Origin of the sequence: Microbacterium sp. NPDC028030 (assembly GCF_040637855.1) — a bacterium.
GTDB lineage: Bacteria > Actinomycetota > Actinomycetes > Actinomycetales > Microbacteriaceae > Microbacterium.
In genome coordinates this window covers 771,273-784,854 of sequence record NZ_JBEZXF010000001.1, presented here as the reverse complement: position 1 = coordinate 784,854, position 13,582 = coordinate 771,273, and the positions used below count along the sequence as shown (strand labels likewise).

15 protein-coding genes are annotated in these 13,582 nt (G+C 70.5%); 8 read left to right on the top strand and 7 right to left on the bottom strand.

Annotated features, from left to right (window positions below; all coding sequences use genetic code 11):
* Nucleotides 1–27: 27 nt before the first annotated feature.
* Nucleotides 28–951 (top strand): hypothetical protein, encoded by a 924-nt coding sequence (locus AB0E56_RS03885; RefSeq protein ID WP_359796803.1) that lies wholly within the window; start codon nt 28–30, stop codon nt 949–951.
* Here the strand turns inward: AB0E56_RS03885 and AB0E56_RS03880 are convergent.
* The gene (locus tag AB0E56_RS03880) at nt 939–1,778 is read right to left on the bottom strand and encodes a sulfurtransferase (protein ID WP_359796801.1); all 840 of its coding nucleotides are present in this window, start codon (nt 1,776–1,778) and stop codon (nt 939–941) included. The genes AB0E56_RS03885 and AB0E56_RS03880 overlap by 13 nt on opposite strands.
* Before the next feature lie 103 nt (nt 1,779–1,881).
* Here AB0E56_RS03880 and AB0E56_RS03875 point away from each other — a divergent pair, with 103 nt between their 5' ends.
* From AB0E56_RS03875 to AB0E56_RS03860, 4 genes are all read left to right on the top strand, one after another.
* Nucleotides 1,882–2,775, top strand: a complete 894-nt coding sequence (locus AB0E56_RS03875) for a DMT family transporter (protein ID WP_359796800.1) — start codon at nt 1,882–1,884, stop codon at nt 2,773–2,775.
* Nucleotides 2,776–2,815: 40 nt separating this feature from the next.
* A complete protein-coding gene (ribA, locus tag AB0E56_RS03870; RefSeq protein WP_359796798.1) occupies nt 2,816–3,475 on the top strand; it encodes a GTP cyclohydrolase II in 660 nt (219 codons plus the stop codon).
* A gap of 17 nt (nt 3,476–3,492) precedes the next feature.
* Entirely contained in the window at nt 3,493–3,963 is a 471-nt protein-coding gene (locus AB0E56_RS03865) for a MarR family transcriptional regulator (RefSeq protein ID WP_359796796.1), read from the top strand.
* Nucleotides 3,964–4,041: 78 nt separating this feature from the next.
* Nucleotides 4,042–4,395, top strand: a complete 354-nt coding sequence (locus AB0E56_RS03860; RefSeq protein WP_359796795.1) for a helix-turn-helix transcriptional regulator — start codon at nt 4,042–4,044, stop codon at nt 4,393–4,395.
* A gap of 156 nt (nt 4,396–4,551) precedes the next feature.
* Here AB0E56_RS03860 and AB0E56_RS03855 read toward each other — a convergent pair whose 3' ends face one another.
* The 3 genes from AB0E56_RS03855 to AB0E56_RS03845 all read right to left on the bottom strand — a co-directional run bounded on the left by AB0E56_RS03855 (nt 4,552) and on the right by AB0E56_RS03845 (nt 7,314).
* On the bottom strand, nt 4,552–5,145 hold the full coding sequence (locus AB0E56_RS03855) for an ATP-dependent Clp protease proteolytic subunit (RefSeq protein WP_359796793.1): 594 nt from the start codon (nt 5,143–5,145) through the stop codon (nt 4,552–4,554).
* A complete protein-coding gene (locus AB0E56_RS03850; RefSeq protein ID WP_359796792.1) occupies nt 5,142–5,756 on the bottom strand; it encodes an ATP-dependent Clp protease proteolytic subunit in 615 nt (204 codons plus the stop codon). Before AB0E56_RS03850 ends, AB0E56_RS03855 begins: the two co-directional genes overlap by 4 nt.
* Before the next feature lie 130 nt (nt 5,757–5,886).
* On the bottom strand, nt 5,887–7,314 hold the full coding sequence (locus tag AB0E56_RS03845; protein WP_359796791.1) for a hypothetical protein: 1,428 nt from the start codon (nt 7,312–7,314) through the stop codon (nt 5,887–5,889).
* A gap of 213 nt (nt 7,315–7,527) precedes the next feature.
* Here AB0E56_RS03845 and AB0E56_RS03840 point away from each other — a divergent pair, with 213 nt between their 5' ends.
* Nucleotides 7,528–7,995 carry a hotdog domain-containing protein gene (locus AB0E56_RS03840; RefSeq protein ID WP_359796789.1) on the top strand — a complete coding sequence of 156 codons (468 nt, stop codon included), beginning with the start codon at nt 7,528–7,530 and terminating at the stop codon, nt 7,993–7,995.
* Here AB0E56_RS03840 and AB0E56_RS03835 read toward each other — a convergent pair.
* Nucleotides 7,929–9,170, bottom strand: coding sequence for a PLP-dependent aspartate aminotransferase family protein (locus AB0E56_RS03835; protein WP_359796787.1), 1,242 nt, complete (start codon nt 9,168–9,170; stop codon nt 7,929–7,931). The two genes, AB0E56_RS03840 and AB0E56_RS03835, sit on opposite strands and share 67 nt — an antisense overlap.
* Before the next feature lie 113 nt (nt 9,171–9,283).
* On the opposite strand from AB0E56_RS03835, the gene AB0E56_RS03830 reads away from it, so the two are divergent.
* Both AB0E56_RS03830 and AB0E56_RS03825 read left to right on the top strand, forming a co-directional pair.
* Nucleotides 9,284–9,751 carry an Lrp/AsnC family transcriptional regulator gene (locus AB0E56_RS03830; protein ID WP_359796785.1) on the top strand — a complete coding sequence of 156 codons (468 nt, stop codon included), beginning with the start codon at nt 9,284–9,286 and terminating at the stop codon, nt 9,749–9,751.
* 72 nt (nt 9,752–9,823) lie between these two features.
* A complete protein-coding gene (locus AB0E56_RS03825) occupies nt 9,824–11,533 on the top strand; it encodes an AMP-binding protein (protein ID WP_359796783.1) in 1,710 nt (569 codons plus the stop codon).
* A 4-nt stretch (nt 11,534–11,537) separates the two neighbouring features.
* On the opposite strand, the gene AB0E56_RS03820 is transcribed toward AB0E56_RS03825, so the two are convergent.
* Together AB0E56_RS03820 and AB0E56_RS03815 are read right to left on the bottom strand one after the other, a co-directional pair.
* Nucleotides 11,538–11,942 carry a hypothetical protein gene (locus AB0E56_RS03820; protein WP_359796782.1) on the bottom strand — a complete coding sequence of 135 codons (405 nt, stop codon included), beginning with the start codon at nt 11,940–11,942 and terminating at the stop codon, nt 11,538–11,540.
* 134 nt (nt 11,943–12,076) lie between these two features.
* Nucleotides 12,077–13,549, bottom strand: coding sequence for an MATE family efflux transporter (locus AB0E56_RS03815; protein ID WP_359796780.1), 1,473 nt, complete (start codon nt 13,547–13,549; stop codon nt 12,077–12,079).
* Nucleotides 13,550–13,582: the final 33 nt, after the last annotated feature.

Below are 13,582 nucleotides of genomic sequence, written 5' to 3'. Positions count from 1 at the left end.
GTCTTCACATACCGGACGGGGGCTGTGATGAGTTACGAATATGACGAACGCAGGTCCGGATCCGACGGTTTCGCGGCTGCCCTGCGCGACGCGGTCAACGCAAGGGACGTGACGCTGTCGTGGCTGCAGCAGCAGCTCAACGCACGAGGCAACCGGGTCTCCATGGCCACGCTGAGCTATTGGCGTTCGGGGGCCCGACGCCCCGAGGGCGCGCAGTCCCTTGCCGCACTCGCCGACCTCGAGGAACTGCTCGGCCTTGACGCCGGCGCACTGCGACGGCACCTCGGACCCACCAACCGCACAGGGCCTCTGGGCCCGAACCGCTTCCCGATGGACGAGGAGGAGCTGGAACGCGCGGTCATGCTCGCGTTCGACGCGATGGGTGCGTCGTACCCCGACACGTCGCGCGAGTTGACCACCCACTCGGTGACCGATGTGGACGCGCAGGGCAACGTCGCGTACAGCATCACGCGCAGCATCGTGCAGTCGACCATCGGCACGATAACGGCGATACCCTTCCTCGAGATCACCCCGGGGGTCAGCACCCCTCCGCCCCTGCTCGACGCCGTGTCCGGCGGGCGCATCGCCGCGCGCTACTCGCACCCCGATGGCGAGGTGCACGGCATCCTGTTCGAACTCGACGTCCCGCTCACCGCCCCCGACACGGCGATGGTCGAATGGTCCGTCGAGTACCCGTCCGACTACCCGCCGATGCGCGACACGGGTCATGCCCTGGCACAGAAGTGCCGCGAGCTGCTGGTGTGGACGCGCTTCCATCCTGACGCCGTCCCCGATTGGTGCGAGGAGCACGTCGAGACACCGGACGGGGTCACCATCAGTCCGGTGCCGCTCACCAGGGGCACGTCCGTGCATCTGGTGCGCAGAGCCTTCGGTCCTGGGGCACTCGGTCTGCACTGGGGCTACGGACCGCGTGAGGATCAGCCCGGCTGATCTCCCGTCGCGACCGGACGACCCGGCGTGTTCGACCACTGACTCCACGAGCCGGGGAACACCTTGGCGTCGATGCCGACCTCGTGCAGGATCAGTGCCGTATGCGCGGCCGTGACACCCGATCCGCAGTACGCGGCGACCGGGGTTCCGGGGTTCACGCCGACCTCGGCGAAGGTCGCGAGCACGGTGTCGCGGTCGAGGATGCCGCCCTCCGCGTCGAGGTGCCGCAGCGTCGGCAGGTTGCGCGCACCGGGGATGTGACCGGCGATCGGATCGAGCGGCTCGGTGTCGCCGCGGTAGCGCTCCGGCGCGCGCACGTCGAGGAGCACTCCCGACGCGGGGAACGCCGCCGCCTCATCGATCGACAGGGCGTCGCGGCCGATCTCGTCGAGCACGACATCGCCGGGCTCGGGGATCACGTCGTCCGTCGCGACCGCGAACCCCGCGGCGCGCCAGGCCCGGATGCCCCCGGCGAGCACGCGGACATCGACACCACCCTGCCGGAGCAGCCACCACGCTCGCGCAGCCGAGATGCCCTTGGAGTCGTCGTACGCCACGACGGTGTCTCCGGCCCGGACACCCCACCGGCGGGCCGCGGCCTGGAGCGTCGCGGTCGACGGCAGCGGATGCCGCCCCTCGGCGGGCGCACCGTGGGTGGAGAGCTCGGCGTCGAGCGAGGCGAACACCGCGCCGGGAATGTGGCCAGAGAGGTAGTCGCCGTGCCCGGCCTCCGGACGATCCAGCCGCCAGCGCACGTCGATCACGCGCACGGGCGTGCCCTGCTCCCGGAGGTCGTTCAGCTCTGCGGCACTCACGAAGTCGCTCATCCTGCGAGGCTACCGAGTCGGCGGCGGCATCCGGCTCGCGGGCGTCTTCTCCCGTCATGCGCCACCACTATGCTCGATCCGGCAACGTCGAGAAAGGCCAACGATGCCCTCTCGTCTCCGCTGGATGCGCTTCCGCCCGCAGGAGGCCGCGCTCATCGCGATCACCGCGGTGTGGGGCGGCACGTTCCTGCTTGTGCACTGGGCGATGGAGCACTCCGGACCGTGGTTCTTCGTCGGCATCCGCTTCCTCGTCGCAGGTCTCCTCAGCGTGCTGATCTTCCGTCGCACGCTGCGCGGCATGCGGTGGCGCGACATCGGGGCGGGTGTCGCGATCGGCGTGATGATCTACCTCGGCTACGGTCTGCAGACGCTGGGGCTGCAGACGATCGACAGCAGCACGTCGGCGTTCATCACCGCGATGTACGTGCCGCTCGTCCCCCTCGCGCAGTGGGCGGTCTTCCGCACCCGCCCGCCCGCCATGGCCTTCGTCGGAGCAGCGCTGGCCTTCGTGGGGCTGCTGTTCATCGCCGGCCCCGACGCGTTCGCCTTCACGCTGGGCACGGGCGAGATCGTCACCATGATCAGCACCCTGCCCATCGCCGCAGAGATCATCCTGATCAGCCTCTTCGCGGGCAGGATCGACCTCGGGCGCATCACCGTCGTCCAGCTGCTGACAGCCGGCGCGCTGGGGCTGTTGACGATGCCGGTGGTCGGCGAGGCCGTCCCCGAGTTCTCCTGGATCTGGGTCGGCTGCGCCGTCGGGCTCGGCGCGGCGAGCTGCCTGATCCAGCTGACCATGAACTGGGCGCAGAAGTCGGTGTCGCCGACGCGCGCGACCATCATCTACGCCGGGGAACCCGTGTGGGCGGGGGTCATCGGACGCATCGCCGGCGAGCGTCTGCCCGCGACCGCGCTCGTCGGCGGAGCCCTGGTCGTGCTCGGCATCCTGGCGAGCGAGCTGAGGCTCGTGCGGCGGCGGAAGGAAGACTCCCTCTAGCCGTCGGGAATACTCCCCCGCTCCGTGCGTTGCACCGGGCATGATTGAAACTTCAACCGTCGCTCCGGTCGCCACGGAACGCACCCGCGTCCGCGTGCCGCTGCGCTTCGGCGACGGCTTCTCCACCACGGCCGACGTGGTCACGTTCGACGGCCTCGTCGACGCACGGGAGCACCTGCTGCTCGGCCTCGGCGACTGGCGCGCGGCACTCGAACGCGCGAGCGCGGGCGGAGACGCACCGCTCGTGCGCCCCCACAGCGAGTGCCTGACCGGTGACGTGTTCGGATCCGAGCGGTGCGACTGCGGCCCCCAGCTGCGCGAGGCGGTCGAGCGGATCGCGCAGGAGGGCGGCTTCCTGCTCTACCTGCGGCAGGAAGGGCGCGGCATCGGCCTGTACGCGAAGCTCGACGCCTACGCGCTGCAGGACGCGGGCCTCGACACGTACGAGGCGAACGTCGCCCTGGGTCACGGCGAAGACGAGCGCGACTACACCGTGGCAGCGCAGATGCTGAACGCGGTCGGCGTCGACGGCATCCGCCTGCTCAGCAACAACCCCGACAAGGCCGTGCAGCTCGAGGCCCTCGGCATCCGTGTGACCGAGCGGGTCCGCACCGAGGTGCACCTGTCGGAGTCCAACTCGCGCTACCTCCAGGCCAAGCGCGACCACACGGCGCACACCCTCGACCTGTCGGCGGCGTGACACTCCAGGAGGGCACCATGACAGCGGAGCAGCATCGACGGCGACTCGACGACACCGAGATGGCGGCCTGGCTCCCCGTCATCCGCTTCGTGCAGCTGCTCCCTCAGGTGCTGGATCGCACCCTGAAGGAAGAGGTCGGCCTCAACCACGCCAGGTACGCGATCCTCGTCACGCTCGCCGGTCAAGGTGAGGGAGCCGTCACGATGACGGAGCTCGCCCGCATCGCCGGCCTCAGCCGCTCACGCCTCAGCCACGCCCTCGACTCCCTGGAGGAGCGCGGCTGGGTGGAGCGCACCTCGTGCGGCACCGACAAGCGCACGCTCTCCGCCGCGCTCACTCCGGAAGGCCGGGAGATGCTGCGCACCGCCGCACCCGTGCACGTCGAACAGGTGCGCGAGCTGGTGCTCGACCCCCTCAGCCCGGAGGAGCGGGAGCAGCTCGCGTCGATCCTCGGCAAGCTGCTGCCCGGGGTGACCGCGGCGCTGTAGCGGGTATCGGCCGCCCCCCGCGTTCTGCTCTGAGCAGAACCGCTCGAAGCCTCCGGAACGGGCGGCATATCGTGAGGCATGGCCGACCTTCTCTCCTTCCCGCCCGCTCCCCGCTCCGACCGTCCGAAGTCCCACGGCCCCGAGCCGTTGTGGCGCCACCTCCTGGGCGATCAGCTGCGTCGACGTCGACACGACCGTGAGGAGACCCTCACGGCCACCGCGGAGAAGGCCGGCGTCTCTCCCCAGTACCTCTCCGAGGTCGAACGCGGGCTGAAGGAGCCATCGAGCGAGATGATCGCCGCGATCGCCGGGGCCCTCGACACGAGCCTGATCGAGCTGACGAGCGCCGTGGCCGACGAACTCCGCTCCGCCACGGTTCCGGCATCCGCGGCCGTGTCCGCGTCGCGCACCTCCTTCGCCCTCGCCGCCTGACCCGCCCGATCCGTCCGTCCTCCCGTCCCGTCCGCCTCGCCCGTCCCGTCCGTCGGGGACACCCGTCGGGAGTATTCGCGGATGTCGGGAGACACGCCGTCCGTCCGCCCGACATCCGTGCATCCTCCCGACAACCGTCCCCCCGTACCCCCGGGATCACACGGTGCGGGGCCCGAGCACCCTGTCGATGAGGCCGTAGTCCTGCGCGGCGGATGCCGTGAACACGCGGTCGCGGTCGGTGTCGGCGCGCAGCTCCTCGACCGTCCGGCCGCTGTGCCTGGCGAGGATGTCCTCCATGTCCGAGCGCACCCGCACCACCTCGTCCGCCGCGAGGATCAGGTCGGGGATCGCACCGCGCGACTGCCCGGCCGGCTGGTGCAGCACGATGCGGGCGTGCGAGAGGGCCGCACGCTCCCCCGGGGCACCCGCCGCGACGAGCAGCGCCGCCGGACCGATCGCCTGCCCGACGCACGTGGTCGCGATGGCCGGACGGATGTGCTGCATCGTGTCGTAGATCGCGAGCGCGGCTCCGGGATCGCCGCCCTCGCTGTTGACGTAGAACTGGATGCCGGATTCGGGGCTGTCCGCGTCGAGGTGCAGCAGCTGCGCGATGAGCGCGTTCGCGACCCCGGCGTCGATCCCCGTGCCGAGGTAGATGACGCGCTCGGCGAGCAGGTGCGAGTAGACGTCCATGATGCGCTCGCCCCGCGGATGCTGCGCGATGACGTTGGGGATCGTGTAGCCGCTCATGCGCCCACCCCCAGCCCGACGTGCGCGCGTCGACGCGGCATCACGTCGGCGATCGAGGCGACGATCTCGTCGATGAACCCGTACTCCTGGGCCTGCGTCGCGGTGTACCAACGGTCGTGCAGGGAGTCTTCGAAGATGCGCTCGATCGGCTGGCCGGTGTCGTCCGCGATGAGACCGAGCACCGTGTCGCGCATGTGTCGCAGGTCGTCGGCCTGCGTCTCGATCTCGACCGCCGAACCGCCGATGCCCGCCGACCCCTGATGCATGAGGATGCGTGCGTGCGGGAGTGCCCTGCGTTTTCCCGGAGTGCCGGCCGAGAGCAGGAACTGCCCTGCGCTGCACGCGAGTCCGAGCGCGAGTGTCGCGACGTCGTTGGGGACGAGTCGCATGATGTCGCGGATCCCGAGCATCGACGGCACCGAGCCGCCCGGCGAGTGGATCCAGAGGGCGATGTCGGCCGTCGGATCCTCGGCCGACAGCGCGAGCAGCTGCGTCATCAGCAGCGTTCCGTTGTCGTCATCGAGGGCGCCGTCCAGCACGAGCACCCGCTCGTGGAACAGCGCGCGCCGGGCTTCGGGGCCGAACTGCGGGAGGGAGTTGTCTTCGCTCATGCCCCCAGCATCCGTCTGCGCCAGGTCACCGGTGGCCGTTTCCGCCCTGGGCGGCTCTGCCCTGAGCGGATGCCGGTGGGGCGGCATCCGCTCAGGCCCGGGGGGTGGGGTGGGGTGGGGAGGGGAGGGGTCAGGCGGCCAGGGCCAGGGCGCGGCGGTGGGAGATGCGGTGGCCGATCCAGAAGCCGATCGCGATCAGTCCGGCCAGGACGATGCCGAGGATCCAGGGCAGCGTCGACGGCGCCGCTCCGGCTGTGGCGGCGGCAAGCGTGCCGGAGCCGTCCGCGATCAGGCCGGTGCCGGCGGCGAGGTCGGCGGCTCCGGTCTGCAGCGCGTCGCCGCCTGCCGCGAGGTCGTCGGACCCACCCGCGAGCGTCGTCGCGCCGTCGGAGAGCTTCGCGATGCCCGTGTCGAGGGCACCGGAGCCGGACTGCAGCTCTCCGACCCCGATGGCGAGCGCGCTCGCGCCCTCGTTCAGGCGCGCCGCACCCGCGCTGAGGTTCACGGTTCCGGAGGAGAGGGCGGACGCGCCGGTGGAGAGCGTCTGCAGCCCGGAGGCCAGCCGCTCGGCGCCCGCGGAGAGCTGCGAGGTCCCGGAGTGGAGCTTCTGCGCCCCGGCCGCGAGCGCGGGAGCGCCTTCGGGGGCGACGAGGGCGACGGTACCGGGCCAGCCCTTCGAGGGGTCGCCGTGCACGATCGCCCCGACACCGGCAGTGACCTTCGCCGCACCGTCGGCCGCGCCGACGAGTCCCTGGGCGAGAGCGGGAGCTGCGGCTGCGGGTGCCGCCAGGGCATCGACCTCCTGGTCGACGCCGGCCGCGAGTCGGGCGAGCGCCTGCAGCTGCGGGTTCGTGGGGTCGGCTGCGAGAAGGCCGGCGAGGCCGTCGGCGAGCTGCTGGGAGTGACCGGGCGCCGTCGCGGCGACACCCTGGAGTGCGGCCTTCGTGTCGGGGTGGGCGAGCGTCAGCACCGACGACGTCACGCCGGCGCGCAGAGTGTCGCTGAGCGTGCTGGCACCGGAGAGCACACCGTTCGCGTACCGGTGTGCGCCGTCGACGCCTGCGGAGAGCTTCGCCGCCCCGGCGGCGACCGTCGCCGCACCGGCCTCGGCCTGCACCAGCTTGGTCGAGAGCTCCTGCGCCCCGGCGAGCGCGGTCTGCGCTCCCCCGCTGACCCGGCCGGCGCCGTCGACGGCGGTCGATGCACCGGCCGCGAGGCTCCCCGCGCCCTCGGCAAGGGTGGTCGCTCCGACTGCCGCCTTCGTGGCGCCGTCGCTCAGCTTCTGCGAACCGGAGTGCGCGGCTGCGGCACCCGCTGCGAGGTCGTCGCTGCCGTCGGCGAGCAGGTCGGCTCCGGCGGCGAGGTCATCGGCCCCGGCCGCGAGGTCGGCAGAGCCGTCCTTCGCGGCCACGGTGCCGTCGGCGAGCTCGGATGCTCCGGCGGCGATCTTGCTCGTCGTCACGAGGAACAGGATCACCATCGCGGCCAGCAGCAGGCTGAGCACGATCACGGCGATGCGCATGCCGGTTCCGTGCGCGTGGGGTTTTACACTCGTCATCGAGGACTCCCAGGGTCAGTGGCGTCGTTGCCACGGGCGACTGTATGGGCGCGCCGACACTCCCCTTCAGGATTTGCCGGTCGAAACCAAGTCCCACCACGTTCGATACTCAGTTTCTTGTGGTGAGTGCACAATTCCGGTCCGAAGCCGCTGTGCGCTCCAGGAAAACGGCCCGTAACATCGCCGACTCACAGCGCTCGTACCCTCGTGTCCATGGCGAAGCAGAAGACACCGGCCTGGTCGGAAGACGGACTCACCTTCCGCACCCGCAAGTGGGTGCGCCCCGAGGACCTCAATGCGAACGGCTCGCTGTTCGGAGGGAGCCTGCTCAAGTGGATCGACGAGGAGGCCGCGATCTACGCGATCGTGCAGCTCGGCAACTACCGCGCCGTCACGAAGCACATCTCGGAGATCAACTTCGAGGCATCGGCCGTGCAGGGCGACCTCATCGAGATCGGCCTGCAGGCCACGCACTTCGGCACGACCTCACTCACGATGCGTGCCGTTGCGCGCAACATGATCACGCGCAAACGCATCCTGACGATCGACAAGATCGTGTTCGTGAGCCTCGACGACGACGGGACGCCGACCCCGCACGGTTATCGGGAGATCACCTACGACCGTGACCGCATGCCGACCGAACGGGTCGCGACGGGCACCATCCGGCTCCCGGCGGTCTGAGCGTCGAGCGCCTGGAAGGCTCCGGCGAGATCGGCGATCAGGTCGTCCACATCCTCCAGCCCGATCGACAGGCGGAGCACATCGGCGCCGGGGCGGGCCTCCGGCGGAACCGGGCGGTGTGTGAGCGCGGCCGGGTGCTGGATCAGCGAGTCCACCCCGCCGAGGGAGACCGCGTGCGTGAAGAGCGTCGTCGCCGTGGTGACCGCTGACGCCGCAGGGAAACCGCCCCGCATCCGCATCGCGATCATCGCGCCCGTCCCGCGCATCTGCCGGTCGAGGATGCCCCGAGGGTCGCCGTCGAGCCCCGGATAGAAGACCTCGGCGACCTCCGGACGGTCGATCAGCCACTGCACCACCCGGCGTGCGCTCTCCTGCTGATGGCGCACCCGCACCGGCAGGGTCGTGAGTCCGCGGTGCAGCAGATACGCCCCGAGCGGATGCAGCAGCCCCCCGGTGACCGCGCGCACGCGGCGCAGCGCCTCGGCGGTCTCCTCGCTGCAGGCGACGACGCCGGCGATCACATCTCCGTGCCCGCCGAGGTACTTGGTGGCGCTGTGCAGCGACATCGCGGCGCCCAGGTCGATCGGGTTCTGCAGCACCGGAGTGGCGAAGGTGTTGTCCACCACGACGGGCACGGCGCCGGCCTGGCGCACGACGTCGGCGATGTCGGCGATGTCGAGCGTGGGGTTCGCCGGGGTCTCCACCACGACCAGTCCGGTGTCCGGACGCACGCTCGCCGCCACCTCGTCGGGGTGGCAGTAGGTGGTCTCGACGCCGAGCAGGCCGGAGCCGAGCAGGTGGTCGGTGCCGCCGTAGAGCGGGCGGACGGCCACCACGTGCCGCGCCCCTGTCGCGCCGGTGTGGGCGAGGATCACCGCCGTCATCGCCGCCATGCCCGACGCGAAGGCCACGGCGGCCTCAGCGTGCTCGAGCTCGGCGAGAGCCTCTTCGAAGCGGGCGACCGTCGGGTTCCACAGCCGCGCGTAGACCATGCTGCCGTCGGCGGGCGGTCGACCTCCTGTGGCCATGGCCTCGTAGGAGTCTCCGCCGCGCTCGATGTCGGGCAGCGGGTTGGTCGTCGACAGGTCGATCGGCAGCGCGTGCACTCCGAGACCCTCGAGGTCGGAGCGGCCGCCGTGGACGGCGACGGTGTCAGGATGCAGCGGTGCAGTCATGCCCTCCACGTTGCCGGAATCACGATGAATCCGCAGGAAGTCGACAGAAGTCGCCGGAGATCTGACCGATGACGCTATTCTGAGCGAGATCCGGCCGGCGAGAGGGGACCGTGTTGGCGAAAGCACAACTCGACGAGATCGACCTCGAGCTGCTCGCGGCGCTCACCCGCGACGCCGAGATCACGAACAAGGCGCTCGCGCATCGGCTGGGTCTCGCCGACTCGACCTGCGCCCACCGCGTGCGGGCGCTCCGCGAGCGCGGTGTCATCCGCGACACCCGCATCCGGGTGGACGGGTCCGCCCTCGGCTACCCGCTGCAGGCGATCATCAAGGTGCGCCTGGCAAACCACACCGGCGCGAAGGTCACTGCCCTGTTCGACGCACTCGCAGGCATCCCTCGCGTGCTGCAGGTGTTCCACGTCGCCGGTGTCGACGACTTCCTCGTGCACGTGGCGGTGGAGGACGCGACGGCGCTCCGCGACATCGTGCTCGAGCACATCACGATCCACCCTGTGGTGCGCGGCACCGAGACCCAGCTGGTGTTCGAGCTTCGCGACGGCGCCGGGCTTCTTCCCGGCTGACGGCCGGATGTCACGGCGACCACGTCGTGCGAGAGGATGGAACGCACGTCCGCACAGGAGCAGAGGAGCACCATGAGCCGCAGCGCCACCGCAGCCACCGAGAAGATCCGCGAGATGCGGGACTTCCTCTTCGCGAATGCGACCGACTATGCGGCAGCCCGCGCCGGTTTCGCCTGGCCCGACGTCGACGAGTTCAACTTCGCGCTGGAGTGGTTCGACGTGATGGCCGCCGAGACGCCGGATCGCCCTGCCGTGCAGATCGTCGAGGCCGACCTCAGCCTGCACGCCTGGACGTACGGAGAGCTCTCCAGCCGCTCCGATCAGGTCGCCGCGTGGCTCTCGGGACTCGGCATCCGCCGCGGCGATCACGTGATCGTGATGCTCAACAACACCATCGAGCTGTGGGAGGTGATGCTGGCGATCACGAAGATCGGCGCCGTGTCGATCCCGACCTCCACCTTGCTCTCCTCCTCCGACCTCGAGTACCGCGTGCAGCACGGACGTGCCGGCGCGGTCGTGACTCTCGGAGCACTCGCCGACCGCCTCGACGGCATCGACAGCAGCATCCTGCGCATCGGCGTCGGCGCGGACATCCCTGCCGGATGGGCGGGCTTCCACGACTCGTCGTCCGCGCCGACGGACTTCGAGCCCGACGCACCGACCCCGGCGTCGGACACCGCGCTGCTGTACTTCACCTCGGGGACCACCAACCGTCCCAAGCTCGTGCAGCACACGCACGTCTCGTATCCGATCGGCCACCTGTCGACCATGTGGTGGCTCGGCGTGCGGCCGGACGACGTGCACCTCAACATCTCGTCCCCCGGCTGGGCGAAGCACGCGTGGTCGAGCTTCTACTCGCCGTTCCTCGCCGAGGCCACCGTCTTCGTCTACAACTACGACCGCTTCGACGCGAACGCGCTCATGCAGATCATGGACACGCATCACGTGTCGACGTTCTGTGCGCCGCCGACCGTGTGGCGGATGCTCATCCAGGCCGACCTCACCAGGCTCGGTCATCCTCCGCGCGAACTCGTCGGCGCGGGCGAGCCCCTGAACCCCGAGGTCATCGACCGCGTGCGCGACGCCTGGGGCGGCACGATCCGCGACGGGTTCGGACAGACCGAGATGACCGCCTGCATCGGGAACTCGCCCGGCCAGACCGTCAAGGTCGGATCCATGGGGCGGCCCCTGCCCGGCTACCCGGTCGTCCTGCTCGACCCGGTCACCGGAGAAGTGGTCGACGGTGAGGGCGAGATCGCCCTCGACCTCTCGCACCCGCCACTCGGACTCATGGCCGGGTACTACGACGATCCCGAGAAGACCACCGAGTCACGCATCGGCGGCTTCCACCACACGGGTGACATCGCGGTGCGCGACGACGACGGTTACCTCACCTATGTCGGACGCTCCGATGACGTGTTCAAGGCCTCCGACTACAAGATCTCGCCGTTCGAGCTCGAGTCGGTGCTGCTGGAGCACGACCTCGTGGTCGAGGCGGCCGTGATCCCGAGTCCGGACCCGACGCGGCTGGCCGTGCCGAAGGCCTACGTCTGCCTGGCCCCCGCTGCCGGCGCTGCGGAGTCGGACGCGGCACGCGCCATCTTCGCCTACGCGCACGAGCGGTTGTCGTCGCACCTGTGGGTGCGGATCATCGAGTTCGTGCCCGAGCTGCCGAAGACCATCTCCGGGAAGATCCGTCGCGTCGAGCTGCGCGCACGAGAGGCCGCCCGCGTGGAGTCAGGCGACGAGTCGGGGCAGCACCGCGACCGCGACTACCGCTGAGCGCTCAGGGCACGATCGCGATCGAGGCGGTCGCCGTCGTCGCTCGCGCGGGCTTGGACACGGCGACGGCCGGCTTCACCGCGGCCGGGAGCGGTTCGTCGGGCGTGCGCTGCGGGCGCTCGACACCCGACGCGTTCACGATGGCTCGGACGACGCCGCCGATCGTCAGCATGGCGACGAGCGCCGCGCACGCCAGGATCAGCGGCAACCACTGCTGAGCGAACGATGCCGTGACGCTCATCAGCGCGCCCACGATCCACAGCCCGACAGCGCCACCCGTCACCGCACCGGAGCCGCGGATGATCGCGACCGCAGCGACGATCGCGCAGACGCCGGCGACAGCCGCTCCCACGTATCCGATCGGCACCATCACCGCAGCCAGATCGCTGGCCACTCTCATTGTCGTCATGACGACCCCCCGTCAGCGGAAACCCCGCTACCTCGACAGTAGAAGTGTGTCGCGGAAAGGCCATCCGTCTCAAGTCCCATCCGCGTCATCCTCGAGACGGATATCCGCCGGATGACGAGGCGCCGGGGGTGGGCTCAGCTGCGGCTCGGCCAGCGCAGACGACGCGGCCGTACGACCCGCACCGGCTGGGTGACCACGGCGTCGACGACCATGGAGCCGTCTGTCGGCCCGACGATCGCGATCGCCGAGGTCTCGGTCGCCTCCGCCGGGGCGATGGGCAGCCTGCCGAGCGCCCGGTGCGCGCGCACGTACGCCGGCACCAGCAGCACGATCGCCCCGACCCACGCGAGCGGGTTGCTGAGGGCCACCCCGTCGAACCCGATCCAGGCACCCAGCACGATGGCCGCCCCGACGCGCATGACCAGTTCGATCACACCTGTCACGGTCGGCACGAGCGTGTGGCCAAGGCCCTGGAGCGCGCCGCGCAGCACGAAGAGCATGCCGAGCGCCCAGTAGCCGCATCCGTTGATGATGAGCATCTGGTGCGCCATGTCGACCACGTCGTCCGAGCCGTCGCCGATGAACAGGCGGACCATGGGTGCGCCGAACGCGATCAGCAGCCCGCCGAGCACCACGCCGGCGCCGACCGACATCCAGGTCGCCTCGACCACGCCGCGACGGATGCGATCGGGGCGGCGGCCGCCGTGGTTCTGCGCCGCGTACATCGAGACCGCGAGGCCGAGCGACGACAGCAGCGCCACGGCGAGGCTGTCGACGCGGGATCCGGTCGTGTAGGCGGCGACGGCGTCGGCGCCGAGGGTGTTCAGAGCCACCTGCACCGTGAGCGTTCCGATCGCGATGATCGACGCCTGGAACCCCATGGGCAGGCCGAGACGCAGGTGCTCGGCGATGTCGGCGCCGGTGACCCGCCAGTCCGCGCGACGCAGGTGCAGCATGGGCAGCCGGCGGCGGACGAACTCCAGGCAGAGGGCGACCGAGACGGCCTGCGCGATCACCGTGGCCAGCGCTGCACCGGCGACGCCCCATTCGAGGGGGCCGACCATCAGCACGACGAGGCCGACGTTGAGCGCACACGAGACCGTGAGGAAGACCAGCGGCGTCCTGGAGTCGCCGATCGCGCGGATGATCGCCGAGAGGTAATTGAAGAACATCGTCGCGCTCGCGCCGAGGAAGCTGATCTGCGTGAAGATCGTCGCCTCCGGCATGAGTTCGGCCGGCGTCTGCAGCAGGGCCAGGATCGGTCCGGCGAGGAGCGGAGCGGCGACCGTCAGGATCACGCTCGTGATCGCGCTGAGGATCACCCCCGTCGCGACGGATCGACGCACGGCGGCATCGTCGCGGGCGCCGAACGCCTGGGCGATCGGGATCGCGAAACCGCTGGTCAGGCCCCAGGCGAATCCCAACAGCAGGAACAGCAGACTGCCGGTCGCACCGACAGCCGCGAGCGACGTGACGCCGAGGTGTCTGCCGACGACGATCGCGTCGGCGAACTGGTAGAGCTGCTGCACCACGTTGCCGAGGAGGAGCGGGATGGAGAAGGCAAGGATGACGCGCCAGGGGCGGCCCGTGGTGAGGGAGGTGGCCATGGAGGAGAGGCTCGCAGAACTGGGGGGGTGGAT

Bases quoted from the DNA above. Each gene is read 5' to 3' on its own strand.
- AB0E56_RS03885 (WP_359796803.1), top strand. From the start codon at position 28: ATGAGTTACGAATATGACGAACGCAGGTCCGGATCCGACGGTTTCGCG.
- AB0E56_RS03880 (WP_359796801.1), bottom strand. From the start codon at position 1,778: ATGAGCGACTTCGTGAGTGCCGCAGAGCTGAACGACCTCCGGGAGCAG.
- AB0E56_RS03875 (WP_359796800.1), top strand. From the start codon at position 1,882: ATGCCCTCTCGTCTCCGCTGGATGCGCTTCCGCCCGCAGGAGGCCGCG.
- ribA (WP_359796798.1), top strand. From the start codon at position 2,816: ATGATTGAAACTTCAACCGTCGCTCCGGTCGCCACGGAACGCACCCGC.
- AB0E56_RS03865 (WP_359796796.1), top strand. From the start codon at position 3,493: ATGACAGCGGAGCAGCATCGACGGCGACTCGACGACACCGAGATGGCG.
- AB0E56_RS03860 (WP_359796795.1), top strand. From the start codon at position 4,042: ATGGCCGACCTTCTCTCCTTCCCGCCCGCTCCCCGCTCCGACCGTCCG.
- AB0E56_RS03855 (WP_359796793.1), bottom strand. From the start codon at position 5,145: ATGAGCGGCTACACGATCCCCAACGTCATCGCGCAGCATCCGCGGGGC.
- AB0E56_RS03850 (WP_359796792.1), bottom strand. From the start codon at position 5,756: ATGAGCGAAGACAACTCCCTCCCGCAGTTCGGCCCCGAAGCCCGGCGC.
- AB0E56_RS03845 (WP_359796791.1), bottom strand. From the start codon at position 7,314: ATGACGAGTGTAAAACCCCACGCGCACGGAACCGGCATGCGCATCGCC.
- AB0E56_RS03840 (WP_359796789.1), top strand. From the start codon at position 7,528: ATGGCGAAGCAGAAGACACCGGCCTGGTCGGAAGACGGACTCACCTTC.
- AB0E56_RS03835 (WP_359796787.1), bottom strand. From the start codon at position 9,170: ATGACTGCACCGCTGCATCCTGACACCGTCGCCGTCCACGGCGGCCGC.
- AB0E56_RS03825 (WP_359796783.1), top strand. From the start codon at position 9,824: ATGAGCCGCAGCGCCACCGCAGCCACCGAGAAGATCCGCGAGATGCGG.
- AB0E56_RS03820 (WP_359796782.1), bottom strand. From the start codon at position 11,942: ATGACGACAATGAGAGTGGCCAGCGATCTGGCTGCGGTGATGGTGCCG.
- AB0E56_RS03815 (WP_359796780.1), bottom strand. From the start codon at position 13,549: ATGGCCACCTCCCTCACCACGGGCCGCCCCTGGCGCGTCATCCTTGCC.